The organism is Micromonospora sp. NPDC047465, assembly GCF_040643125.1.
Taxonomy (GTDB): Bacteria; Actinomycetota; Actinomycetes; order Mycobacteriales; family Micromonosporaceae; genus Micromonospora.
Genome location: NZ_JBEYTP010000069.1, coordinates 1 through 22,553 on the forward strand (window position 1 = coordinate 1; position 22,553 = coordinate 22,553).

The following is a 22,553-nucleotide window of genomic DNA, read 5'->3' on the forward strand; positions in this document are numbered from 1 at the left end:
GCCGCCGCAACAGCCACCCCACCCCACGCCACGACGTCCACACCGCATCCGGCGCGACCAGCACCTCGACAGGCAAGGCGAAAACGAAACCGAAGACGACCCGCAAACCACGCCCAAGCCAAACAGGTTAAAGATCAAGTTAGAGGAGCGCTAGGGATCCGGCCAATGGCTTCGGGTCAGGTCCGCTTGCGGCTCGCGATTTCGTCAGAGAGCTGCTGCACATGGGCGGGGTCCGCGTCCCGGGCAAGGGCGACGTAGTGGTCCATGACGGCCGGCCGGTAGCGCACGGGCAACGTCTGTCCTGGGGCGAGTCGGGAGAGCTCGGTGATCGTGAGGTCTTCGTCTGCGATACCGCGGAACGAGATGCCGTCGGCGGTCTCCACGTCGAACATCAGGACCACGCGTGGACTGCCGTCGCTGCTGACCTCCCGCCAGTCGACGAGAACGCCGAGCGCAAGCGCCCCCGTACGCAGTTCCGCATTGCGCTTCCGTGCATCACTGCTCAGGAGCGGGTTCGGGGCGACGCCCGGGAAGTCGGGCCCGACGCCGAGCGATTCCCGACTCAGGTCGGGCCTGAGCTGCGCCATCAGATCGTTGAGCTTCTTCTTCAAACCGAACATCCTGACCCCTCCCTCACACCGGTGCCGGGATCTCGGCCTGGCGCTTCGCCTCGCCGCGATTGTACGTCCACGGCCATTCCCGACCACCGTCGCATCGCCCCGTCCCGATGGGGTCGCCGTCTGCGGTCGCGGACAGGCTCGGTCGAGAGCAACTGAAAACGCGACACGGGACCAGAGTTTCAGCCAGAACGCACCATCACCATCTACGACGCCGACAGCCCGATCACAGCCGTGCCCCGCCGCAGCACCACAGAGCTGTGGGCTTCCCCCTGAGATGTGGACACCCTGAGACTGGACGCTGGTCCAGAGGAAGGGGTGTCCCCGTTGGGACGTCCATCGAAGTACACGGAAGAGTTCCGGCGTGACGCGGTCGATCTGGTCCGCTCGTCAGGACGACCGATCAACCAGGTCGCTCGTGAGCTCGGGATGAGTCACGAGACGCTGCGGAACTGGGTCCGTAAGGAAGATCAGCGCACCAGGTCGGCTGGGGCGGTGTCGGCCGGTGACGGGTTGTCGGTGGCGGACAAGGACGCCGAGATCGCCCGCCTACGTCGCGAGGTAGCTGAGCTGCGGCAGGAGAAGGAGATCCTGCGCAAGGCAGCCGCGTATTTCGCGAAGGAGATGGATCGGTGACCAGCCGCTTCCGGTTCATCTCCACCCACCGCGCCACCTGGAGCGTCAAGCGGCTGTGCCGGATCCTGGCCGTGTCCCGTTCCGGGTTCTACCGCTGGGCCGCCACCGAACCGGCCCGGCAAGCTCGCGCCGCCGCCGAGGACGCGCTCGCCGAGCAGATCAGGATCATCCACGCCGACTCCGGCGGCACCTACGGTTCGCCGCGGGTGACCGTCGAGCTGCGTGACCAGGGTGTGCGGGTCAACCGCAAGCGGGTCGAGCGGATCATGCGGCAGCGGGACGTCGTGGGCCGGCACCTACGCCGCCGCAAACGCACCACCATCCCGGACCCGGCCGCCCCGCCGGTGCCGGATCTGATCGGCCGGGACTTCACCGCTACCGCACCTGACCAGCGGTGGTGCGGCGACATCACCTACCTGCGCGTCGGGGCCGGCTGGTTGTATCTGGCCACGGTCATCGACATCGCCACCCGCCGGCTGATCGGCTGGTCGATCAACACTCACATGCGCACCAGCCTGGTTATCGACGCCCTGGACGCCGCGGTTGCCGTGCGTGGAGGACACGTCGATGGCGTGATTTTCCACTCGGACAGGGGCGCCCAATACAGCAGCAGCGACTTCGCCGAGACATGCGGCCGTCACGGCGTCCGCCGCTCGATGGGGCGGATCGGCTCGTCGTACGACAACGCCCTGGCCGAGGCGTTCTTCGCCACCCTCAAACGAGAGTTGGACGTCGACCACCGCCGCTGGGCATCCGAGGCTGACGCCCGCCGCGACGTGTTCCGGTGGATGCGTTCTACAACCACCGCCGCCGCCACTCCGCACTCGGCCACCTCAGCCCCGCAGACTACGAACAGACCCCCACACCCACTACGCTGCAACAGGCCGCGGCATAACCCGGTGTCCACATCCCGGGGGGAACCTCAGACGACCCGCAAACCACGCCCAGGCCAAACAGGTTAAAGATCAAGTTAGTCGATCACGCGGAGCAGTCGCCAACAGGCCGCTGAATCTCGTCGCGGGTCACGCACACGAAGGGCCCCAGGAGGTTCTGGGGCCCTTCGTCATTCCCATGGAGAAGGCCTGCGATCACCCCGGGGCAGCCGCCACCGCTCAGGTGCCGAACGTCGCTGCGGCGACCAACCACGACGGATCCCGGTCGAGAGAGTCGCGGTCCCGGTCGTACCGCTGGGTGGTGCGCGGGTCGGCGTGGCCCATAGCGCGCTGCCGGTCCTCCAGGTCAGCGCCGTTCGCGCGGGCGATGGTGTTCCAGGCGTGCCGGCAGGAGTGCGGGGTGATCTTTTGCCAGTTGGGCATCCCGGCGGCCTTGGCGAGCCGGCGCACGAACCGGGCCACCTCGTGCCGGTCAATCCGCTCGCCAGCGAGGGTCACGAACAGCGGCCCGGTCAGCTGGTCGACGGAGACCCCGGCTTGGCCGGCCCGGTACTCGAGGTACGCGTCGACCAGCTTCGCAACGGCCGGCGGTATCGAGCGGTTGCGGCGGGCTGCTGCAGCAGCTGACCAAGCGGGTTCTGGAAGCCGCTCTGGACGGTGAGATCACCGATCACCTGGGCTATGACAAGGGCGACCCGGCAGGGAAGAACGGTGGGAATTCTCGCAACGGGGTGCGGGGCAAGACGGTGCTGACCGAGGTCGGCCCGGTGCAGATCGAGGTGCCCCGCGACCGCGACGGCACGTTCGAACCGCAGATCGTGCGGAAGCGTCAGCGCCGGTTGTCCGGGGTCGAGGACATGGTGATTTCCTTGTCGGCAAAGGGATTGACGACCGGGGAGATCCAGGCCCACCTGTCCGAGGTGTATGGCGCGGACGTGTCCCGGCAGACGATCTCCACGATCACCGACAAGGTCGTCGACGGGATCACCGAGTGGCAGAACCGGCCCCTCGACCCGGTCTACCCGGTCTACCCGGTGATCTTCCTCGACGCGGTGCACGTCAAGATTCCGCGATGGGAAGGTCGCGAACAGGCCGATCTACGTGGCCTTGGCCGTCACGGTCGACGGCCACCGGGACATCCTCGGCCTGTGGGCCGGCGACGGCGGTGAGGGCGCGAAGTTCTGGCTCAGCGTGCTCACCGAGTTGAAGAACCGGGGTGTCACCGACGCGTGCATGGTGGTCTGCGACGGGCTCAAGGGTCTGCCGGACGCGATCGGGCAGACCTGGCCCGAGGCGGTCGTGCAGACCTGCATCATCCACCTGCTGCGGGCGTCGTTCCGCTATGCCGGCCGGCAGCACTGGGACGCCATCGCCAAGGCGTTGAAACCGCGCGGTCAGCGTCGCTCCGGGTGGGCGCGTCCGAGGGCGTCCGCCGTGCCCCACCGTCCGGGGATGTGGAGCAGTTCGATCCGGCCCATGCTCGGGGGCACGGCTGGTCTGGTCACCAGGTGCTCGCCGCGTGGTTCCATGCCGAGCATGGTTCGCAGCAGCAACAGGGGGGTGCCGCTGGACCACGCCTGCGGGCTGCACGCCGTGGGGTACAGCACGGGATATCGGGTCAACGTCCGGTCGTAGCCGCCGAACGCCTCGGGCAGCCGCCCGTCGAAGTACTCCGCAGCGTCGATGATTCCCTCGGCGATGCGCCCTGCCTCCTGGTGGAAGCCGTAGCGGCGGAGTCCCCAGGCGATGAAGGCGTTGTCGAACGGCCAGACGGTGCCGACGTGGTAGCCGATCGGGTTGTAACGTCCCTCGCCGGTGGCGAGGGTCCGCACCCCCCAGCCGGAGAAGAGGCGGGGCCCGAGGAGATGTTCAGCGATCTTCCCGGCGCGGGATTCGTCGACGATGCCGCTCCACAGCAGGTGGCCGATGTTCGACGACAGCGCGTCGACCTGGCGGCCGTCGCCGTCGAGGGCGAGGGCGTAGTACTCGCCGTCGGAGATCCAGAAGTCGCGGTTGAAGCGTTCCTTGAGCTGGGCCGCCTCCCGTTCCAGTCGGTCGGCGTACGCCGGGTCGTTCCAGAACTGGCGGGCCATCCGGGCGCCGCGGATCTTGGCGTCGTACGCGTAGCCCTGCAGCTCGCAGGTGGCCCGGGGCAGGCTGGCCAGCCGCCCGTCCCGGAACGAGATCGCGTCCCAGGAGTCCTTCCAGCACTGGTTCTCCAGCCCGTTGCGTTCGTTTCGGCGCTGGTACCAGACGTAGCCGTCGCCCATGATGTCGCCGTACTCATCGATCCAGTGCAGGGCGGCTCTCGCAGAACGTTCGAGGAGCCGAACGGTGGCGTCGTCGCCGGTCCACCGCTCGTATTCGTCGAGCAGGATGACGTAGAGGGTCGTGGAGTCCGCGCTGCCGAAGTACGGCGAATGGGGCTGCTCCTCGAACCCGGTGGTCTCCCCGTATCGCATCTCGTGGAGAATCTTGCCCGGCTCCTCCTCGCGGAAGTCATCCAGAACGGAGCCCTGGCGCACGGCCAGCATGCGTAGCGTCGTGGCGGCGAGGTCGGGCGCGAACGGCAGCGCCTGGATGCTGGTGAGGATGCTGTCCCGGCCGAAGATCGCCATGAACCACGGCAGGCCGGCGGCGGGGATGGCATGTGTGCCGGCGATCAACGGCGCGAAGTGCAGCGCGGAGAGGTCAGCCAGGCTGCGCCGGTAGGTCATCGCCAACGTGGGGGAGTCGCAGGTGAGGCGGGGTGCCTCCGTGAGTCGGTCGGCCAGGTCCTGTCGAATCTGCTCTGTGGTCCGACCGGGTCTGCCTTCCAGGCTCTCCCGAAGGTCGCGCCCGCCCAGGCCCAGCGCCCGCACGTGTAGGTCGGTGAACCACTGGCCGCGCGGTCCGAGCCGAACGTGATACGTCAGGCCCAGCTCATCGACTCGGGCCGGCGCGCTGGACGAGACCAGGGTCTCCCGGCAGAACCCCTCCCGCTGATAGCCGAGACGCAGGCACCCGCCGTCGATCCGGAAGTAGTACCTCCCCCTCTTGTTCCGCACATCCTTGATCTCGAAAAGGTCGGCGAAGTCGCTCTCGACGTCGATCCGGATCCGCAGGTCAACGGGCTCGGGTTCGTGGTTGATCACCGTCAGCCGCTCGGTGAAGCTTCCACCGATGGAACGGTCGCGAATGGCCGAAACGCCGACGTCGAGGAGCGGATTGGGGAGTATCGGGACGACGACAAAGCGGCTCTCGAAGTATTCGACCTCCTCGACGGTGAGCGCGTTGACCCGTTGGTCATTGATGGACAGGATCCATTTCGACAGGAATCGTGTGTCGAACGAGAAGAAACCGGTCGGGATGGTGGGGGACGCGTCGATGTCGCCCGTCTCCTCGCTGACCACGAACGTGTTGCCGTCCAGCAGTCGGACGAGGCCGTCGCTCATGCCGCACGTCTCCGCTCGCGGCCGAAATCCCGAGGGTGCTGGGCTCCAGGCGGCCCCGGCATGAGCCGTAGGAAGGTGCGGGACAGCAGGAGATCGCCCTCCGCTCTGATTTCGTTGCGCAGCCACGCCGGGTAGAGCTGAGACTGGCCACTGACGATGCGGTCGAAGGTCGCCCGGCTGCCGTGGAGGGCGCAGTCGGCCTCGCCCCCGTCCCGCGAAACGCGGACATCGCCCCGTTCGATCGCCACCAACCAGCGGTCGACGCCCTGCTCGTGGGTGAGGTCGAACCGGATGGTCCCGGTGACCTCCTCGAGGAGGGCTTCGTGGCCGCGTCGGCCGAGCGCTTCGAAAAAGCTCGTGCTGGGATTCGGCATGTGTCTCCCCTCCGGTGAGTCTCGACCCCGGACCAGCCGCCCACCCACCATGACCGGGAGCGGGACGCTGCCGCATCACCCGGGTCGGGTGAATTCACGGCGTCGTCCGGCCGCCCGTCAAGTTCATCCGTTCCGGGCGAGGTCGCCGCACCCTGACCCGAGTGACGCTGCCTCTTGGTCCGGCTAACTTTTGCGGAGGTGGCCATGTCGGAGGCGACAAGGAAGTTCTTCGACGCGCTCGAACGCCACGGCCACGAACGCCTGCTGAAGAAGACGAACGGCACCATCCGCTTCGACCTCGAGCGCGACCACGAGGTCGACCACTGGTTCGTGGAGATCCGCAGCGGCGCCATCGACGCCCTCGTCGAGCGGCTATCCAAACAAACAAAGGACGACAGCGAGCGCCGCACGGCCGACACCCGCGACACCAAACGCAAACCTCGCACGTCCCGCTCCGCCTGACAGCCACAGGTGGCTATGACGGATATCAATCACCTGGAATCGTGGAGGGCGTCGTTATGCGGCCCGGGCCTCCAGGACGCGGGTCTCTGATCGTTCGTAGTCGATGGGGGATTGCCAGTCGCAGACGGAGTGCCGGCGACGTCGGTTGTAGAAGTCGGTGATCCAGGTGGCGATCTTCAGTCGGGCTTCGGTGCGGGTGCGGAAGTGACGGCGGTGGACGTATTCGACCTTGATGGTGGAGAAGGTGGCCTCGGCGACGGCGTTGTCGAAGCACGACCCGACACGCCCCATCGACTGGCGCACCTTCCATCGGGCGCAGGCCCGGGCGAAGTCGGCCGAGGCGTACTCGGCGGATTCAACCGGTCGTCGCAACACCCTGTCGGAGAGGTGAAGCGATGGGTGTTGGGCCGGGGCAGAAGCGGGTTCGGGAGTATCGGGGTCAGATCCCTTCGCCGGGGCGGCCGACGGTGGCGTGGCGTGAGGACCGGGTCAAGTTCTGGGCTGCGATCCGATCCGGTGTGATGACCGAGGACGCGGCCGCGGCGGCGGGTGTGTCGTCGCCGGTCGGGTTCCGGTGGTTCCGGCACGCTGGCGGCGTGAATCCTGCGTTGCCGCCGACGGTGTCGGGCCGCTATCTGTCGTTCAGCGAACGGGAGGACATCGCTCTGTCGCGGGCGCAGGGCATGGGTGTTCGTGCGATCGCACGCCAGCTCGGCCGGGACCCGTCGACGATCTCGCGGGAGTTGCGGCGTAACGCCTCGACCAGGACGTACCGGTTGGACTACAAGGCTTCGACCGCGCAGTGGCATGCTGAGCGTCGAGCCCGCCGGCCGAAGACCGCGAAGCTGCTGGCCAATGATCGGCTCCGGGAGTACGTCCAGCAGCGGCTTGCGGGTGCGATCCGGACAGCGGACGGCCGGCTGGTCGCTGGGCCGCAGGGCCCGCAGTGGAAGGGCCGCAACAAGCCTCACCGGGCCGATCGGGCATGGACGAATGGGTGGAGCCCGGAGCAGATCTCCCGCAGGCTCAGGGCCGAGTTCCCGGAGGATGAGTCCATGCGCATCAGCCATGAGGCGATCTACCAGGCGCTCTATGTCCAGAGCCGTGGCGCCCTCAAGCGTGAACTCGTCACCTGCTTGCGGACCGGTCGGGCTCTTCGTGTTCCCCGGGCGCGTGCGAAGCAACGCGCGTGGGCGCACGTCACCAGCGGCACGCTGATCAGTGAGCGGCCCGCCGAGGTCGCGGACCGTGCCGTCCCCGGGCAATGGGAAGGAGATCTGATCATCGGGTTGCAGCGCTCCGCGATCGGGACACTGGTCGAGCGAACCACGAGGTTCACGATGCTGATCCACCTGCCTCGTGAGGCCGGCTGGGGTGTGATCCCGCGGACGAAGAACGGCCCCGCTCTCGCCGGCTACGGGGCCATCACGATGAGCAAAGCCCTCGCCGACACGATCATCCAGTTGCCCGAGCAGCTGCGCAGATCGCTGACGTGGGACCGCGGCAAGGAGCTGTCCGCGCACGCACGCTTCACGGTCGAAACGGGCGTCCCGGTGTTCTTCGCCGACCCGCACAGCCCTTGGCAACGCGGCACCAACGAGAACACCAACGGGCTGCTGCGGCAGTACTTCCCGAAAGGCACCGACCTGTCCCGGTGGAATGCCGACGAGATCAACGCTGTCGCCCACGCGCTCAACAGCCGGCCACGGAAAACCCTCGGCTGGAAGACACCCGCCGAAGCCCTCGACGAACACCTACAATCGCTCCAACAACCCGGTGTTGCGACGACCGGTTGAATCCGCCTTGAGCTCCATGATCGGTATGCATAATCGTCCCGTCGAGGCTGCCTCGGGTGCGCTGCGCGGCGTGGAGGGCGTCGATGACCAGGTCGGTGCGCATGTGGCCGGCGATCGCCCAGCCGGCGAGGCGGCGGGAGTGCAGGTCGAGGACGGTGGCCAGGTAGAGGAACCCACGCTCACCGACTGGTAGGTAGGTGATGTCGCCGACGTAACGCTGATTCGGCTCCGCAGCGGTGAAGTTCCGGCCGATCAGGTCCGGGGCCTTCGCCGCGGCCGGGTCCGGCACCGTCGTGCGGACGCGCCGGCGTAGCCGCAGGCCTTGCACGCCGAAGCGGCGCATCACCCGCGCGACCCGCTTACGGTTGACCGGTAGTCCGGCATCGCGTAACTCGGCGGTGATGCGTGGTGCTCCGTAGGTGCCGTCGTGCTCGGCGTGCACCGCCCGGATCCGGCCCACCAGGGCCACGTCCGCGGCATCACGGGCGGTCCGCGCTTCGGCGGACGAGCGCCAGTAGTAGAAGCTCGAGCGGGACACCCCGAGGATCTGACACAACCGCTTCACGCCATAGCGCTGCTGATGGTCGTCGACGAACTGGAAGCGGTTCACCAGCGCGTCTCCCCGGCGAAATACCGGGCCGCCTTCCGCAGAATGTCCCGCTCCTCCTCCAACTCCCGGACCCGCCTGCGCAACGCGGCGTTCTCGTCCTCCACCGAGCTGCCCGCCCGCGGCGCCGCCGGCCCGGCCGCTGCACCCCGACGCTGATCATCGGCGCGGACCCAACTACGCAACGTCTCCCGATTAATCCCAAGATCCTCGGCGATCTGCGCGATCGTCGCCTCAGGCCGAGACCGGTACAACGCGACCGCGTCGGCCTTGAACTCGGCGGGGTAGTGCTTCATCACCATCTGTCAGGGACTCCTGATCTCCCCGGACCATCACGATCCAAGGCTCAAGTGTCCAGGACCAGGGGGCAACTCCCGATCCACGAACATGAGAAACCATGATGCACCAACGACGGGTGATGCGGGCTATGTTGCCGCCGCCTCGTGACGATCGTGGCCCTCGTGCGCACCTCCAGCGGTAGAAGCACGCTCATGCCGCCGATCGCGCTTGCCAGCGAGGCGTTGTTAGAGACGGGACGCTGCTTGCCCGTACGATCTCGGCCGTGCATACCACCCCGCTGGCTTCGATCGATATGGACGCGGTCTTCCCGCAGTTGCGTGCGTTCGCGCGGACGACCATCCGGCTGCATCCACGCAAGGGCTCGCCGTCGGTCGAGCAGAGCTCCGTGGGCGGGCCGCTGCTGGGGCCGGCGAACGAGCCCTGGCCAACCTGTGACGGTGAAGGTCTGGACGATCATCCCGCCGAGGCTGGGGTGCCACTCGTGCCGGTCCTGCAACTGCTCGCCGACGATGTGCCCGAGCTGCCATTCCCGGCGGGCTCGGACGTGTTGCAGGTGCTGTGGTGCCCGTTTGACCATGATCCCTGGAGTGCTCCGCTTCCGCGCTTGCGCTGGCGGCGACGATCAGCGATCGGACCCCGACTGACGGCGATGCCCCCGCCACGAGGACGCCGAAGCGTGGTATGTGCCCGACGCGTGCGTCGTCGATCCCGAGCGGGTGGTCGAGTACCCGTCGTACGACCTGCCGCGTGAGGTGTGGTCGCAGATCCAGGAAGCGGCGCGGCAGGTCGAGGCTGACCACGGCTGGGAGTACGACACCGACCTGGCGGTCGCCTCCGGGATCAAGGTCGGCGGCTACCCCGGCTGGACGCAGTCGCCTGACTGGCCGGTTTGCATGTGCGGGGCTCGGATGGAGCATCTGCTCACCATCGCCACCTGGGAGTTCAGCCGGGGCGACGAGCGACGTTGGGTCCCGCTGGAGGACCGGCCCGCAATGATCGGCTGGGGCTTCGATAGCCCGGATGACCATCCGTGGCGGTCGCTTCAGAACCCGGCAGGATTGATGCTCGGCGACGCCGGCGGCATCTACATCTTCGTCTGCATATCATGTCCAGAGCGTCCCCACGACCACCGATTCGACTGCTTCTGACCTGACAGGAGTCACCGACAGCGTCCGAACCGGCATCCGGATCTGCCGCCGACCGGGCGCTACGTACGGTCGCCAGGCGGGTTGCGCCACCCGCTCGTGCCGAGAAGCGGACGTCGCGCTCGATGCCGTCGGCTCGCCGGGCCCGCGTGCCCTGCCGTCGTCGTGCACGACGGCGATCGGTACGACTAGTGCGCTGACCAAGAACGTTCACCGGGTTGGTAACACGCCGGGCGGCAACGCTGGGGCGGATCCCCACACTAGAGCTGCGTGGCGCTCACCCGGCAAGCGTTCATGACCAGCTCAGTAGGCTGGTCGGATGCAGAAAGTGGCGTTAGTGACCGGGTCGGCGTCGGGAATCGGGGCGGCGACGGCGCGACGGCTGGCGGCGGACGGGATGACTGTGGTGATCCATTCGCGGTCGAGCCGTGCAGCGGGGACCGCGTTGGCTGCGGAACTCGGTGGGACATATCAGCAGGCGGACCTCGCCGAGGACGCGGCCGCAGCTGGGTTGATCTCGCGGGTGCTGGCTGATCATGGGCGTCTCGACGTACTGGTGAACAATGCGGGTATCAGTTGGCCGGTTCCGCACGCGGACCTGCAGGCGCTGACTGCTGCCGACTGGCGCCGTCTCCTTGGCGTTAACCTGATCGCACCCTGGCTGCTTTGTACGGCAGCGCTACCCGCGCTCCGGGAGTCGAACGGATGCGTCGTGAACGTGACGAGTCACGCCGGCGTCCGCCCGAAGGGCAGCTCGATCGCGTACGCCGCGAGCAAGGCAGCGCTCAACCACGTCACGAAACTGCTGGCCGCGGCCCTCGGCCCTGACATTCGGGTCAATGCCGTCGCCCCCGGACTGGTCGATACGCCGCTGACCGCCGACTGGAGCGACGCTCACGCGTTGTGGAACACGGCCAGCCCCATGCGTCGCCCGGCCCAACCTTCGGACGTCGCGGACCTCATCTCCGCCGTGATCGGCAACTCCTACCTCACCGGTGAGGTGATTCTCCTAGACGGAGGCCTGAACCTTCGTTAACGCACTGACCAAGAAGGTTCACTGGGTCTGAGCGTCACGCGGCCTTGGCTCGCGGTCGGCCCCAGCGATGTTGGCGTTCGCTGCGGATGCGGGCTCGTTCCCGGCGTTGGGCGGCGAGGACGTCGGGGTGGCGGGCGTTGGCGTTGCGCCACCGCAGGTAGCGCTGCACTTCCCGGGCCAGGACGGTGTGGTTGGGATGGTTGGAGTTGGCCAGGGTGAACGCGCGTAGCGGCCCGAACTGGGCCTCGATCGGGTTGGCCCAGGACGCCTGGGTGGGAGTGAAGCTGAGTTCGACCTTGTTGCGGGCGGCCCACGCCCGGATCTGCGGGGTCTTGTTCGCCGACAGGTTGTCCAGGATCACGTAGATCGGGGCGCCGTCCGGGCGGGCGGCGCGAATCGACTTGAGCGCGGCCAAGCTGTGGTCGCCGCCCTTGCGGCGGCGCATCACGCCCCAGAGCTGGTCGTCGCCGAGGCTGTAGCAGCCGTGGAAGTAGCGGATGCCATGCGTGCGGGTGTAGGTCGCCGGCAGCCGGTCCGGTCTGCCGGCCGGCGCCCACCCGCTGCCGTGGTGCGGGCGGATCGACAGCGGCCCGAACTGGTCGAAGGCGAAACACCGGTCCGGGAACCGGCGGGTCACCTCCTCGATGCGGTCGAGCTTGGCGTCCTTGTCCGGGTCGCGGGACTCCTTCCAGGTACGGGTGCGCTGGAAGGAGACGTCGTGGTGGCGCAGGATCTGCCGTAGCCGTTCCCGACCGATGACCAGCCTCCGAGGCCGGTTGGCGGCCAGGTAGTCGGTGAGCTTACGGATACTCCAGTGCGTGAAGGGGCGACCCAGACTCTTCGGTCGGGTCGTGGCCGACGCGACGATGAACCGCCGGTCATCGGTGATCAGGCGGGGGCGGCCTCCCGCCCACTGAGGGTCCAACGCGCGGAGTCCGATCTCGTTGAACCGGTGGATCACGTCCCGGACGGTGTCCTCGTGCGCGGCGACCAGGCGGGCGATCGCCGGCACCGGGGTACCGGACGCCGACGCCATGATGATCAACGCCCGGCGGGCCCGAATCGACTGGTGCTTGCCACGCCGCACGATCTGCTGCAGCCGGCGGCCCTCCTCATCGCTCAACCGCCGCGCCCTCACCGGCTCGGCCATCCCGACACCTCACTCCCGACAGCGATCACGATCGCCATCGAGCCTGAGACCCACCCGACCCGACGCGGTGCACCCCACCCGGCGTGTCACCAACCCGGTGAACCTTCTTGGTCAGCGCACTAGCGCGCCTGCGGGATGTCGGAGCCGTAACGGGTCGGCCGCCGCCGACACGGCGGTCGATCCTTCGGGGCACCGAGCACCGTGACACACGACCGGGACACCGCAGGGCGCAACCTGTGTTGGAAGGGACAGCCGCCGGACGTCCGACGGTGCGCCCGAAGCCAGCGGCATGCCCATTCAACCGGCCCGAGGTGAGTTCCTCGCCTTATCCGGCCCCCCGGCGCTCCTGCTTCCGCGATTCGAGTATGCGGGCGCCGATCAGGTGCCGACGCGGCGTGTCTCGTAGGCCCACATGACGATCTCGACGCGGTTGCGGGCGTTGAGCTTGCGCATCAGGGCGGCGATGTGGGTCTTGACGGTGCTGAGGCTGATGGACAGCTCATCGCCGATCTCGCTGTTGGTCCGCCCGCGAGCGGTAGCCAGCAGGACCTGTTCCTCACGAGCGGTCAGCGGCTCGACAGGCTCAGGCGGCACCGAGCGCGAGCGGCTGTTCGCGAAGGAGGACAGGAGCCTCGCGGTGATGTTCGGTGCGATCAGGGCGTCGCCGCGGGCGGCGGCATGGATGGCCTGGGTGAGCATCTCGGCGCCGGCGTCCTTGAGGAGGAAGCCTCGGGCGCCTGCCTTCAGCGCGCCGTAGACGTACTCGTCGAGGTCGAAAGTGGTGATGACGACGACGGCCAGAGGATCGGTGACGTCGGCCCCGGCGAGCTGGCGGGTGGCTTCGATCCCGTCGACCTCGGGCATGCGGATGTCCAGCAGGCACACGTCGGGACGCAGCGAACGGGCCATGGCGATCGCCCGGCGGCCGTCGGCGGCCTCGCCGACGACGGCGATGCCCGGTTGGGCGTCCAAGATCATGCAGAGCCCTGCCCTGACGATGTCCTGGTCGTCAGCGACCAGCACGCGGATGGTCATGACGCGCGCGCTGTCCGAGGCAGCGAGGCGTTGACGCTCCAGCCGCCGTCCGGGTCAGGTCCCGCCCGGAGGGTGCCGCCGAGCAGGCTCGCCCGCTCGGCCATGCCGCGCAGCCCGTAGCCGGCGTGCGGGGAGCTGGTCGTACTCGCCTCGCCGTCATCGCGCACTCGCAGGTGCACCTGGCTGCGGGATGCGGTGACGTCGACGGTGACGTGGGTGGCGCCGGAGGCGTGGCGGGTCGCGTTGGTGACCGCCTCGGCGGCGATCAGGTAGAGGGCGGTGCCGACTGCTGGCTCAACGGCCTCGACGTCACCGGAGACCTGCACACGGACGCCCAGCACCTCTCCGCCGGGACGAGCGAGTCGTTCGACGTCCACCACCCCTCGCCGGGGGGCGAGATCGGCGTCTGTTCCGTCGCGCAGCACGCCCACGAGGGCTCGCATCTCCTTTAGCGTCCGGGACGCCTCTTCCTCGATGGTGACCAGGGTGGCCAGCGCGCGCTTCGGATCTGCGGCGGACAGCGCGCGACCTGCCTGTGCCTGGACTGCGATGGCCAAGACGCGGTGGCCGACCGTGTCGTGCAGCTCGCGGGCGAGTTCGTTGCGCTGGTGAAGCCGCACCTGCTCGATGTCGCGGTCGTGGCTTTTGGTGCGGTAGCGCACTGCCGCGCCGAGCACGGCCGAGAACAGGAAGAAGCCGTAACCGGCGACCTTCTCCGCGGGTGAGGTCGGGTCCGCGATGAGGGTGACGGGTAGCCAGATGAGGATGATGCCGAGTCCGAGGGCAGCCTCGCGCCCTGCCCCCCAGCGCAGCAGGGCGTAGGGCAACACAAGCAGCCCTGCGATGCCCAGCAGACCGGTGGCATCAATGACCGCGATCCTCGCGATGTCGAACGCGAGAACGGCTCCGAAGGCAACGGTGACTGCGGCCAGCGGCCGCGTGCGTCGCCACAGTAGGCACGCCGCGACCACGACGCTGACACCGACCAGCAGCGGCGCCCATGCCCTGTCGTCGCGCAGCAGTACCTCGACGAGCGAGATCGCGACCAGAGCCGAGGACAGCGCCCAGTCCCGCCAGACCCGCACCGGCGGGCGTGCGGGGCGAGGCTCAGCCCAGATCCCAGCAAGCATGCTTCCCCCTCCCGGACAACGTAAGGGGGCCACCGCTCGGGCGGATCAGTCGAAAGTACTGCGGATGTCCCGTGCCTGCGGCCAGGACAGCTCGAGCCCGCAAGCGGAGGTGGTGCCCGTCAACGCTGGTCATGCTGAAGACATCGAGTGAGCCGACCTGGCTGACGCCAGCACACAGGAGACGTGATGACCAGAACCGACAGACCAGCCGGTGCGCTCCAGGAAGCGCACATCCCGGTCCAGGCGAAGCTCGCCGCGGCCTGGGCCAGCTTCATGTTCCTCTACATCTACGTCGACTACCTCGCCCTGTACAAGCCCGGCTTCATCGACGACATCCTGGTCGGCGTCGTTCATGAGTTCGACACCGGCCCAACCTTTGTCGCCCTTGCGCTCACGCTCGTGGCCATCCCGATCCTCATGATCTTGCTCTCCACGACACTCCCCGCCCGTGTCAACCGCGCCACCAACCTCGTCGTGGCAACGCTCTACGTCCCCGTCTCGGTGTACAACGCGGAGGGCGAGTCCTGGACCTACTTCTACTTCTACGGCCTCTCCATCGGACTCGAGCTGCTGCTCCTGGCCTTCATCCTGCGCGCCGCATGGACCTGGCCCCGGACCATTCGAGCCACCGCCGGCCGCGACCTCGCCCAGGCCGGGGCGTGACGCTCGAGGCAGGCCCAGTGTGCGGGGTCGGTGACAGCGGCTCCGGCAACAGCGACCGCGAGCAGCAGCACGATCCAGAGCGGGACGGCGCCGACGTCGCGCAGCACCACTGAGTCGCCCGCCCCGTCGGTGAGCAGCAGCGTGAGCACGAACAGCACGGCGGCGAGGACGGCCTCGGCCGCCCTCGGCCAGCGCGTGAACGGCCTCGGTGCACTGGATCAACGTAGGCGCGTCCGGGGCTGCCGTCGCCGTCCCGCACTTGGACGTCGGTCCCCCGTTACCTTTTTGATCGTCCCCAGCCGGGGACTGCTCGGTCGCCCGGCCCGGTATGACTTACTGCCCCTGTCGTACAGATCAACCTCGCCGCCCGAACCAGCGGAAACGACGTCATCCTCGACGCGCTGCTGCTGCGGCTGCACACCGAGACCGCCTGCCGCCGCGGCGGCGCGCTCGGGCTACGGCTGGCCGACCTGGACACCGACCGCGGGCTCCTGCGGCTGACCGAGAAAGGTGCCACCTTGCGCTGGCAACCGATCACCCTCGACCTCGCCACCCACCTCGACGACCACGCCCGCGCCCGAGGCGCGGTCCTGCCCACCGACCTTCTGCTGCGCTACCGCAACGGGCGGGCGATCACCAGCCGCCGCTACGACCACCTGTGGAAACGCATCGGCCAGCAGTTGCCGTGGGTGGCCGCCCAGGCAATCTCCACCCACTGGCTGCGCCACACCACCCTGACCTGGGTCGAACGGCACTTCGGCTACGGCGTCGCCCGTGCCTACGCCGGGCACACCGACTCCACCGGGCCGGCCACCACCACGTACATCAAGGCTGATCTGCACGCGGTGGCGGCCGCGCTGGCCGCCATGACCGGCCAACCACACCTGCTCGCCGCAGCTGCGGACCGCGCCTCCGGGCCGTGACGGCCACCGGAAACTGACAGCCGCAGAACCGTCAGTCCGTACGGCCGCCAGCGGCCGCGATGCACGGTCACAGCACATCGGACTCCTTGAGGTCTGGCAGGCCGATGGGCGTCACCACGGCAGGACGCAAGAAGCCGATGCCGAGTCGGATCAGCCAGTCCGCACTGGCGGTCTGCAAGGTCCACGGATGGCACAGCAGGATCGAGCGCATCGCTCCAGGCGCGGCTATCTGAGATGGCGCGGCCGGCAGTTCGCTGAGCTGGTGCCCGTAACGGCCCAGTACTCGTGATCACGATTAAAGGCGGCACCCACGCAGTCGTTGACCAGCTGCGGCCAGGTCGGTGTGCCCCACCAATGCGCGCACGCCAGGGCTCCGTGCAGTGCGGCACGCCACAGGCTGCCGGCGACACCGAGGGTGTCGGCCTGGGCGAGCAGCCCGCCGAGTACACCTGCCGCGTGCTCCTCGTACTCGGCCATGTCGTCCCCGGCGAGGTCGCCGAGGACATGTCCAGTGGGCAGCTTCCGGCGGGGGTTGGCGAACCAGGCATAGAGGCGGGATCCCAGCCAATCGAAGTCGCCGGCGCTGTCATCGATGGCGGCGGTGGGCGTGTCGTACGGCAAACCCAGATCCCGACGCCAGCGGTGCACGAGTTGACGCACTCGCCAGGTCGAATGTGAGTTGATGATCAGCATGTCGGCGTCGCTCAGCGGCGCCCTGCCGGCGTGCCAGCTCTCCACCACGCTGTTACGCCAGGCCGAGTTCACGATGCCCACAGCGGCGACATCCAGCACCGGCCCGAGTCGATCAGGGTCGACCCCCATGTGCGTCAGATAGGCCTGCATCCACGCCCGCAGTCGATGCGTGGAAACGTCATCCGCCGTGGCGGTCAACCCGACACCTCCTTGTCGCAGATTGCCGTAGGCCAGTCGCATCGCCGTGCCGCCGGACGTTGCACCAGATGGCCATTACGCCGTCAGGGCCCTGCGCAGGCCGTAGACGGCGTCGAAGGCCGGGTTGACGTTCCCGGCGGTGGCGTCCTGCCACAGGTCGCGCCATTCGGAGTCCGCGGCCATGATCCGGTCGAGGGCCCTCACCGCGAGTACCGTCAGGTCGTCGGGCAGATTGAGCCGGCCGCCGTCGCGTAGGAAGTCCGGCGCGTACGGGGAGGTGATCGGCTGCCCGCCGGGCTGCTGCGCGGCCACGATCGCGGCGGCGGCGATCGCCTCGCAGGCGATGTCGGCGTCGAGGTAGCCGTCCTCGCCGGCGGCCCGGCTTAGCGCCTCGCGGATCAGCACTGGGCGCTTGGCCACGTCGGCGTCGTCGAGGTCACCACACCAGTCAGCGGCGGTGTCGTTGTCGAACGGTCCGCTGTCCCAGGTCCCCACGAAGCCTCCAAGATCGGTTGCGCGGCATTCTCGGCACCGGCCACGGACAGGTTTGGCAGGAAGGCGGCTATGGTGCCCGGATGGCGATCGGCAGGTCGGGGCAGCGGCGGCCGGAGACGGCAGCGGCCGAACTCGAGGCGTACCTGCGCGAGTTCCGGGCGGGCGGCTATCCGGTGGCCCGGGTCGTCCACGCGGCGTGTGCGCGGTGCGGCGGATCGGAGTTCGGGGTGCGGGTCGACGACGAAGCTGGACGCGGACGTGGAACACCGGGCGTTGAGCGACCACGACCGCATGTTCGGCCTTGATGAGGTGGCTGCCTGATGGCCGGCAAGACGAGCAACCGCAACGTCGCCTCCGAGATTGCGTTCCTCACCCGCGCTCTCAAGGCGCCGTCCCTGGCAGCGTCGGTCGAACGCTTAGCAGAGCGGGCCCGGGCGGAGTCATGGACGCATGAAGAGTTCCTGGCCGCCTGCCTGCAACGCGAGGTCGCCGCCCGAGAGGCCCACGGCGGCGAAGGACGCATCCGTGCGGCCCGGTTCCCGGCCCGCAAGAGCCTGGAGGAGTTCGACTTCGACCACCAACGCTCCCTCAAGCGGGACACGATCGCCCACCTCGGCACCCTCGACTTCATCACCGGCCGAGAGAACGTCGTGTTCCTCGGCCCACCCGGCACCGGCAAGACCCACCTGTCCATCGGCCTGGGCATCCGGGCCTGCCAGGCCGGACACCGGGTCGCGTTCGCCACCGCAGCCCAATGGGTGTCCCGCCTCGCCGACGCCCACCACGCCGGCCGTCTGCAGGACGAGTTGGTCAAGCTCGGCCGGATCCCGCTGCTGATCGTCGACGAAGTCGGCTACATCCCCTTCGAAGCTGAAGCCGCGAACCTGTTCTTCCAACTGTGTCCAACCGCTACGAACGCGCCTCGCTGATCGTCACCAGCAACAAGCCCTTCGGCAGGTGGGGCGAAGTCTTCGGCGACGACGTGGTCGCCGCAGCCATGATCGACCGCCTCGTCCACCACGCCGAGGTGATCTCGATGAAGGGCGACAGCTACCGACTCAAGGACCGCGACCTCGGCCGCGTCCCCGCAGCCACCAAGACCAACGACTAAAGATCAAAGAGACCGGAGGTGGTCAGTTTTCAGCCGGAGCACGATGGTCAGGATTCAGGCGGCGTTGACAGCTTGATGAGTCGCCGACGTCCCTCGATGCTCAGCGGAGCGTTCGCGTGGGTCATCGGATCGTCTGGCCGAGGCGGGGTGCGATGAATCGCCGGAGCGGCAGGGCGATGAGCAGTGCGACCGCGACCAAGAGGCCGCTGACCCACACCGGGCCGAGGTCGCCAGCATTGGCCCTGAGGGTCGCTGCGGCAACGACGGGCCCGCCAGCAGCACCGATGTTGAGCGCCGCGGTTGCATACGACCCTCCCATGGTGGGGGCGCTTGCTGCCTCGTACAGCACCCGGGTGATCAGGGTGCTGCCCAACGCGAAGGAGAGCGCGCCCTGCACGAACACGAGGAGCAGCAGCGCTGCGGGCTGGGCAGCTAGGGCCGCCAACGCGACCCAGCCGAGCATCAGCAACGGGCCACCGACTGCGATCACGATGCCGGGATGCTGGTCGGAGAGCCGTCCCGCGAGGGTGACGCCGACGAAGGACCCGACCCCGAAGAGCACCAGTACGACCGAGACCCACAGCTCGCCTAGGCCGGCGGTGTCGGTCACGATCGGTGCCAGGAAGGTGAACGTGGCGAAGGTGGCAGCGTTGACTAGGGCACCGAGCAGCATGACCAGGAGCAGCCTGGGCATCGCGAGTTGGGCGATCTCGTGCCGGAGAGACGAGCCGGCCGAAGTGCCCTGAGGGGTCCTTCCGGCACGGGCCGGGATGCCTTTCACGACGCCTAAGGCGGCGGGAAGGCAGAGCAGTGCGATCGCCCAGAAGGTTGAACGCCAGCTAAGCAACGTGCCGAGCAGCGCACCGCCGGGAACTCCAGCGATGGTGGCCACCGTCGTACCCGAGAGCAGCACCGCCAGTGCGCGCCCTCTCTGATCAGGTGCGACGAGCGTGGCGGCCGTGCTCAGTGCCACGGCCAGGAAGCCCGCGTTGGCCAGGGCAGCGAGCACGCGGGTGATAAGCAGAATCGTGAAACTCGTCGTGAGGGCGCCCACGACGTGGGCCACGGCGAAAACCAGCACGAAGCTCAACAGGCTGGCTCGGGCAGGCCACCGGCGCGCAAGCGCCGCCATCAGCGGCGCGCCGACGATCATCCCGGCAGCGAACGCCGAGGTCAGGAGCCCGGCGGCTCCGACCGACACGTTGAGGCTTGCGGCGATGTCCGGCACAAGGCCGGCGAGCATGAACTCCGAGGTGCCCATGGCGAAGACCGCCACGGCAAGCAGGTAGAGCGGGAGAGGCATCAAGAGCTCCGAGGTGAGAGAGAACGAGGAGACGTCTCGTCACCGCGGCCAGCGCCCCAAGGCGTGCCCGCAAATGTCCCGTGCAGCGAAACCTGCTGGGAAGCGGACTATGAACTCAGCGGTTCAGGGGGCTGACGGCGTGACCGAAAGCCCCCACCTTGGATGCCTCAGGGCTCGACATGGCGCAAACTCTACTCACACCCACCGGTCAGCATGCAACCGGGTTCCGGGGGCGAGCGTCGTCAACATCGTGCCCCGCAACATCTAGGCCGCGTATCGATAGTAGATCTTGGGCTGTGAATGATCACCGTTCATAGGGTGGGGAGATCTCACGGACGAGCAGTGGGCGGTGCTGGAGCCGTTGCCGAAGGGTGCCCGGGCGGGGTAGCCGCCCGTCTGGCCTCGGCGGCAGTTGATCGACGGCATGCGATTTCCGGGTCCGGACCGGTGTGCCGTGGCGGAACGTCGCTGGAGGAATTGTCAAATTCTGTGGATTCGGCTGGGCCTCTATTGCGGGCTGGCTGAAGGGGGCGGCTGGCCGAGGTATCCAAAAATGTTTGGCTGGCTGCCGGCCGCTCCGGTGAGAATGAGCGGATGATCGCCACCTCGCCTCAAGGGCCTGTCGAGCCTCCACGTATCGTCACCGAGCTCGCGGCGGGGCAGCCGGTACGGGCCATATGGAAGAACGAGCTCGGCGGGTTGACGTTCCAAGTCGGCCTGGGCGATACACGGCAGTTTGTGAAGTGGACGCCGGTCGGCAGCGGTATCGACCTTGCAGCTGAGGTGGCACGCCTGCGGTGGGCGGTGAGGTTCACCGCGGTGCCGCGGGTACTCGGCGAGGGCGCTGACGAAACAGGGTCCTGGATCATCACCCATGGCTTGCCCGGACGCATGGCGGTGGACGACCACTGGAAGCGCGACCCCGACACCGCGGTACGCGCGATCGGATCCGGGCTGCGGGCACTGCATGACGCGCTGCCCGTCGCGGACTGCCCGTTCGACTGGTCGGCCGAGAAGCGTCTGGAGTGTGCGCGATCACGAGCGGCGGCGGGCCTGACCGGTCCGGCGGACTGGCCTGAGGGTCTTCAGCACTTCGGTACTGTCGAGCACGCGCTCGGCGTGCTCACCGACATTCCGCCCATCGACCGGCTCGTCGTCTGCCATGGCGACGCCTGCGCTCCCAACACCCTGGTCGGTGACGACGGCATGTGGACCGGACACGTCGACCTCGGCACGCTCGGTGTCGCCGACCGCTGGGCCGACCTTGCTGTCGCCACATGGAGTACGCAGTGGAACTACGGCCCGGGATGGGAAGAGCCACTGCTCGAAGCCTACGGAGTCGAGCCGGACCTGGAACGGATCATGTACTACCGGTTGCTGTGGGAACTGTCCGACTGAGCATCGGCATTGGGCGGTGACATGGTTCAGACTGCCTGAGTCTCGGGGCGTTCGACGAGGTGGCCGCGTTCGAAGAGTGCTCCGGCCCGAACCAGGGCGACGAGGTGGGGTGCGTTCACGGCTCGCCACCAGGTCTGCGCGGACTCGACGAGCTTGAAGACCATGGCGAGTGCGGCGGCCGCGCTGCCGGCCCCCTTGGTGACCTTCGTCCTCAGACTCACCGTGGCAAAGGTCAACTCGATCGGGTTGGTGGTCCGCAGGTGATTCCAGTGCTCGGCTGGGAAGTCGTAGAACGCCAGCAGTTCGTCGACGTCGTCAGTGACCTTCCTGACGGCCTTGGGGAACTTCACGCCATCCATCTTCTCGAACGCCGCAACAGCCTTCAGCGCGTGCGCGTTAGGCGTACGCCTCCCGCAGGAACCGCCGCCGCGGGATCCGCTGCACCATCCCGGACAAGGCCGATCAGGCGCGCAACCGCCAGAAGCTCGGCTCTCGCGGCGGCCGGCCGCCGCGCTTCGACCCGGCCGACTACCGAGAGCGCCATGCGGTCGAGTGCGGGATCAACCGCCTCAAGAGACATCGCGCTGTCGCCTCGCGATACGACTGTGAGGATGATCGGATGCCGCCCGGTTCTCGGGTCTGACCCGCGATGCGACCGGCCTTCGGTCCCTTGAGTTTGATCTGTCGGCTCGGGTTCCGGGTGGTGCTTGCTGCCGCCGGACCGGCGGGACGTGTCCCGATAGGGCCTTGCCGCTAACAAGGCGCCGCCACAGTCCTGACCGCCCCCTTGCCGGCCCGGCGACGGCCATCCGTTCCCGAGCCGTCAGGAGCCGAACAACCGTGTCCAGCATGTCCCACCCGCCGTTGGCCGACCAGCATGACACCGCCTATGAGGTGATCCTTGGCGTCGACACGCACAAGGACGTCCACGTCGCGGCGGCCGTCAACATCAACGGGTCTCTGCTCGACAGCCGTCGTTTCCCACCACCGTCGAGGGCTACCAGGCGATGTTGGACTGGGCCATGGCGCTGGGCCCGGTTCGACGAGCCGGGGTGGAGGTGAGGTTCCCCCGGTAACGCGGAGGGCTGGTTAGCAGGTTAGGGCCTGCTCATGGGTGGTGTTCACGGGGTTCGGTGGATCGATGTTCTTTGCGT

Annotated in this window: 19 protein-coding genes and 6 pseudogenes; 11 read left to right on the forward strand and 14 right to left on the reverse strand. The window is 68.1% G+C overall.

Annotated elements, in window-relative coordinates; all coding sequences use genetic code 11:
* Positions 1–176: 176 nt before the first annotated feature.
* Complete coding sequence (locus ABZ793_RS32350) at positions 177–620, reverse strand: hypothetical protein (RefSeq protein WP_357464369.1); 444 nt, start codon at positions 618–620, stop codon at positions 177–179.
* A gap of 324 nt (positions 621–944) precedes the next feature.
* Between ABZ793_RS32350 and ABZ793_RS32355 the strand changes: the two are divergent.
* A pseudogene (locus tag ABZ793_RS32355) lies at positions 945–2,148 on the forward strand (IS3 family transposase).
* A 217-nt stretch (positions 2,149–2,365) separates the two neighbouring features.
* Here ABZ793_RS32355 and ABZ793_RS32360 read toward each other — a convergent pair.
* Positions 2,366–2,740 (reverse strand): site-specific integrase, encoded by a 375-nt coding sequence (locus ABZ793_RS32360; RefSeq protein ID WP_357464403.1) that lies wholly within the window; start codon positions 2,738–2,740, stop codon positions 2,366–2,368.
* A 2-nt stretch (positions 2,741–2,742) separates the two neighbouring features.
* On the opposite strand from ABZ793_RS32360, the pseudogene ABZ793_RS32365 reads away from it, so the two are divergent.
* A pseudogene (locus ABZ793_RS32365) lies at positions 2,743–3,535 on the forward strand (IS256 family transposase); the annotation flags it as partial.
* 5 nt (positions 3,536–3,540) lie between these two features.
* On the opposite strand, the gene ABZ793_RS32370 reads toward ABZ793_RS32365, so the two are convergent.
* Positions 3,541–5,580 (reverse strand): glycogen debranching N-terminal domain-containing protein, encoded by a 2,040-nt coding sequence (locus ABZ793_RS32370; RefSeq protein WP_357464371.1) that lies wholly within the window; start codon positions 5,578–5,580, stop codon positions 3,541–3,543.
* Complete coding sequence (locus ABZ793_RS32375) at positions 5,577–5,954, reverse strand: SCP2 sterol-binding domain-containing protein (RefSeq protein WP_357464373.1); 378 nt, start codon at positions 5,952–5,954, stop codon at positions 5,577–5,579. The genes ABZ793_RS32370 and ABZ793_RS32375 overlap by 4 nt, the downstream gene beginning before the upstream one ends.
* A 204-nt stretch (positions 5,955–6,158) precedes the next feature.
* Between ABZ793_RS32375 and ABZ793_RS32380 the strand changes: the two genes are divergently transcribed.
* The gene (locus tag ABZ793_RS32380) at positions 6,159–6,416 is read left to right on the forward strand and encodes a hypothetical protein (RefSeq protein WP_357464375.1); all 258 of its coding nucleotides are present in this window, start codon (positions 6,159–6,161) and stop codon (positions 6,414–6,416) included.
* A 54-nt stretch (positions 6,417–6,470) separates the two neighbouring features.
* On the opposite strand, the gene ABZ793_RS32385 is transcribed toward ABZ793_RS32380, so the two are convergent.
* Entirely contained in the window at positions 6,471–6,791 is a 321-nt protein-coding gene (locus tag ABZ793_RS32385; protein WP_357464377.1) for an integrase core domain-containing protein, read from the reverse strand.
* Between the two features lie 20 nt (positions 6,792–6,811).
* On the opposite strand from ABZ793_RS32385, the gene ABZ793_RS32390 reads away from it, so the two are divergent.
* Positions 6,812–8,212: an IS30 family transposase gene (locus tag ABZ793_RS32390; RefSeq protein WP_357464379.1), complete on the forward strand. Its 1,401-nt coding sequence runs from the start codon at positions 6,812–6,814 to the stop codon at positions 8,210–8,212.
* A 7-nt stretch (positions 8,213–8,219) separates the two neighbouring features.
* On the opposite strand, the pseudogene ABZ793_RS32395 reads toward ABZ793_RS32390, so the two are convergent.
* Positions 8,220–9,121 (reverse strand): annotated as a pseudogene (locus ABZ793_RS32395) (IS3 family transposase); the annotation flags it as partial.
* A gap of 681 nt (positions 9,122–9,802) precedes the next feature.
* On the opposite strand from ABZ793_RS32395, the gene ABZ793_RS32400 reads away from it, so the two are divergent.
* Positions 9,803–10,267, forward strand: coding sequence for a hypothetical protein (locus ABZ793_RS32400; RefSeq protein WP_357464381.1), 465 nt, complete (start codon positions 9,803–9,805; stop codon positions 10,265–10,267).
* 316 nt (positions 10,268–10,583) lie between these two features.
* Positions 10,584–11,300 (forward strand): SDR family oxidoreductase, encoded by a 717-nt coding sequence (locus tag ABZ793_RS32405; RefSeq protein WP_357464384.1) that lies wholly within the window; start codon positions 10,584–10,586, stop codon positions 11,298–11,300.
* A 34-nt stretch (positions 11,301–11,334) separates the two neighbouring features.
* Here ABZ793_RS32405 and ABZ793_RS32410 read toward each other — a convergent pair whose 3' ends face one another.
* The 3 genes from ABZ793_RS32410 to ABZ793_RS32420 all read right to left on the reverse strand — a co-directional run bounded on the left by ABZ793_RS32410 (position 11,335) and on the right by ABZ793_RS32420 (position 14,615).
* On the reverse strand, positions 11,335–12,450 hold the full coding sequence (locus tag ABZ793_RS32410; protein WP_357464386.1) for an IS630 family transposase: 1,116 nt from the start codon (positions 12,448–12,450) through the stop codon (positions 11,335–11,337).
* Positions 12,451–12,828: 378 nt separating this feature from the next.
* Positions 12,829–13,485, reverse strand: a complete 657-nt coding sequence (locus ABZ793_RS32415) for a response regulator transcription factor (protein ID WP_357464388.1) — start codon at positions 13,483–13,485, stop codon at positions 12,829–12,831.
* On the reverse strand, positions 13,482–14,615 hold the full coding sequence (locus ABZ793_RS32420; protein WP_357464390.1) for a histidine kinase: 1,134 nt from the start codon (positions 14,613–14,615) through the stop codon (positions 13,482–13,484). Before ABZ793_RS32420 ends, ABZ793_RS32415 begins: the two co-directional genes overlap by 4 nt.
* 186 nt (positions 14,616–14,801) lie before the next feature.
* Between ABZ793_RS32420 and ABZ793_RS32425 the strand changes: the two genes are divergently transcribed.
* Together ABZ793_RS32425 and ABZ793_RS32430 are read left to right on the forward strand one after the other, a co-directional pair.
* A complete protein-coding gene (locus ABZ793_RS32425; RefSeq protein WP_357464392.1) occupies positions 14,802–15,278 on the forward strand; it encodes a DUF6326 family protein in 477 nt (158 codons plus the stop codon).
* 353 nt (positions 15,279–15,631) lie between these two features.
* A complete protein-coding gene (locus tag ABZ793_RS32430; RefSeq protein WP_357464405.1) occupies positions 15,632–16,201 on the forward strand; it encodes a site-specific integrase in 570 nt (189 codons plus the stop codon).
* Between the two features lie 67 nt (positions 16,202–16,268).
* Here the strand turns inward: ABZ793_RS32430 and ABZ793_RS32435 are convergent, their stop codons facing one another.
* From ABZ793_RS32435 to ABZ793_RS32445, 3 genes are all read right to left on the reverse strand, one after another.
* The gene (locus ABZ793_RS32435) at positions 16,269–16,412 is read right to left on the reverse strand and encodes a hypothetical protein (protein WP_357464394.1); all 144 of its coding nucleotides are present in this window, start codon (positions 16,410–16,412) and stop codon (positions 16,269–16,271) included.
* A 14-nt stretch (positions 16,413–16,426) separates the two neighbouring features.
* The gene (locus ABZ793_RS32440; protein WP_357464396.1) at positions 16,427–17,092 is read right to left on the reverse strand and encodes a hypothetical protein; all 666 of its coding nucleotides are present in this window, start codon (positions 17,090–17,092) and stop codon (positions 16,427–16,429) included.
* 75 nt (positions 17,093–17,167) lie between these two features.
* Positions 17,168–17,587, reverse strand: coding sequence for a DUF4259 domain-containing protein (locus tag ABZ793_RS32445; protein WP_357464397.1), 420 nt, complete (start codon positions 17,585–17,587; stop codon positions 17,168–17,170).
* A 320-nt stretch (positions 17,588–17,907) separates the two neighbouring features.
* On the opposite strand from ABZ793_RS32445, the pseudogene istB reads away from it, so the two are divergent.
* Positions 17,908–18,698, forward strand: a pseudogene (istB, locus tag ABZ793_RS32450) (IS21-like element helper ATPase IstB).
* Between the two features lie 121 nt (positions 18,699–18,819).
* On the opposite strand, the gene ABZ793_RS32455 reads toward istB, so the two are convergent.
* Entirely contained in the window at positions 18,820–20,001 is a 1,182-nt protein-coding gene (locus ABZ793_RS32455) for a Cmx/CmrA family chloramphenicol efflux MFS transporter (protein WP_357464399.1), read from the reverse strand.
* A 594-nt stretch (positions 20,002–20,595) separates the two neighbouring features.
* Here ABZ793_RS32455 and ABZ793_RS32460 point away from each other — a divergent pair.
* A complete protein-coding gene (locus ABZ793_RS32460; protein WP_357464401.1) occupies positions 20,596–21,399 on the forward strand; it encodes an aminoglycoside 3'-phosphotransferase in 804 nt (267 codons plus the stop codon).
* 26 nt (positions 21,400–21,425) lie between these two features.
* Here ABZ793_RS32460 and ABZ793_RS32465 read toward each other — a convergent pair.
* Positions 21,426–21,791 (reverse strand): annotated as a pseudogene (locus ABZ793_RS32465) (transposase); the annotation flags it as partial.
* An 8-nt stretch (positions 21,792–21,799) separates the two neighbouring features.
* Between ABZ793_RS32465 and ABZ793_RS32470 the strand changes: the two are divergent.
* A pseudogene (locus tag ABZ793_RS32470) lies at positions 21,800–22,042 on the forward strand (hypothetical protein); the annotation flags it as partial.
* Between the last annotated feature and the right edge of the window lie 511 nt (positions 22,043–22,553).

What these genes read in the sequence shown, in the direction of transcription:
- ABZ793_RS32350 (WP_357464369.1), bottom strand. Translation starts at nt 620, where the DNA reads ATGTTCGGTTTGAAGAAGAAGCTCAACGATCTGATGGCGCAGCTCAGG.
- ABZ793_RS32370 (WP_357464371.1), bottom strand. Translation starts at nt 5,580, where the DNA reads ATGAGCGACGGCCTCGTCCGACTGCTGGACGGCAACACGTTCGTGGTC.
- ABZ793_RS32375 (WP_357464373.1), bottom strand. Translation starts at nt 5,954, where the DNA reads ATGCCGAATCCCAGCACGAGCTTTTTCGAAGCGCTCGGCCGACGCGGC.
- ABZ793_RS32380 (WP_357464375.1), top strand. Translation starts at nt 6,159, where the DNA reads ATGTCGGAGGCGACAAGGAAGTTCTTCGACGCGCTCGAACGCCACGGC.
- ABZ793_RS32390 (WP_357464379.1), top strand. Translation starts at nt 6,812, where the DNA reads ATGGGTGTTGGGCCGGGGCAGAAGCGGGTTCGGGAGTATCGGGGTCAG.
- ABZ793_RS32405 (WP_357464384.1), top strand. Translation starts at nt 10,584, where the DNA reads ATGCAGAAAGTGGCGTTAGTGACCGGGTCGGCGTCGGGAATCGGGGCG.
- ABZ793_RS32410 (WP_357464386.1), bottom strand. Translation starts at nt 12,450, where the DNA reads ATGGCCGAGCCGGTGAGGGCGCGGCGGTTGAGCGATGAGGAGGGCCGC.
- ABZ793_RS32415 (WP_357464388.1), bottom strand. Translation starts at nt 13,485, where the DNA reads ATGACCATCCGCGTGCTGGTCGCTGACGACCAGGACATCGTCAGGGCA.
- ABZ793_RS32420 (WP_357464390.1), bottom strand. Translation starts at nt 14,615, where the DNA reads ATGCTTGCTGGGATCTGGGCTGAGCCTCGCCCCGCACGCCCGCCGGTG.
- ABZ793_RS32425 (WP_357464392.1), top strand. Translation starts at nt 14,802, where the DNA reads ATGACCAGAACCGACAGACCAGCCGGTGCGCTCCAGGAAGCGCACATC.
- ABZ793_RS32435 (WP_357464394.1), bottom strand. Translation starts at nt 16,412, where the DNA reads ATGCGCTCGATCCTGCTGTGCCATCCGTGGACCTTGCAGACCGCCAGT.
- ABZ793_RS32455 (WP_357464399.1), bottom strand. Translation starts at nt 20,001, where the DNA reads ATGCCTCTCCCGCTCTACCTGCTTGCCGTGGCGGTCTTCGCCATGGGC.
- ABZ793_RS32460 (WP_357464401.1), top strand. Translation starts at nt 20,596, where the DNA reads ATGATCGCCACCTCGCCTCAAGGGCCTGTCGAGCCTCCACGTATCGTC.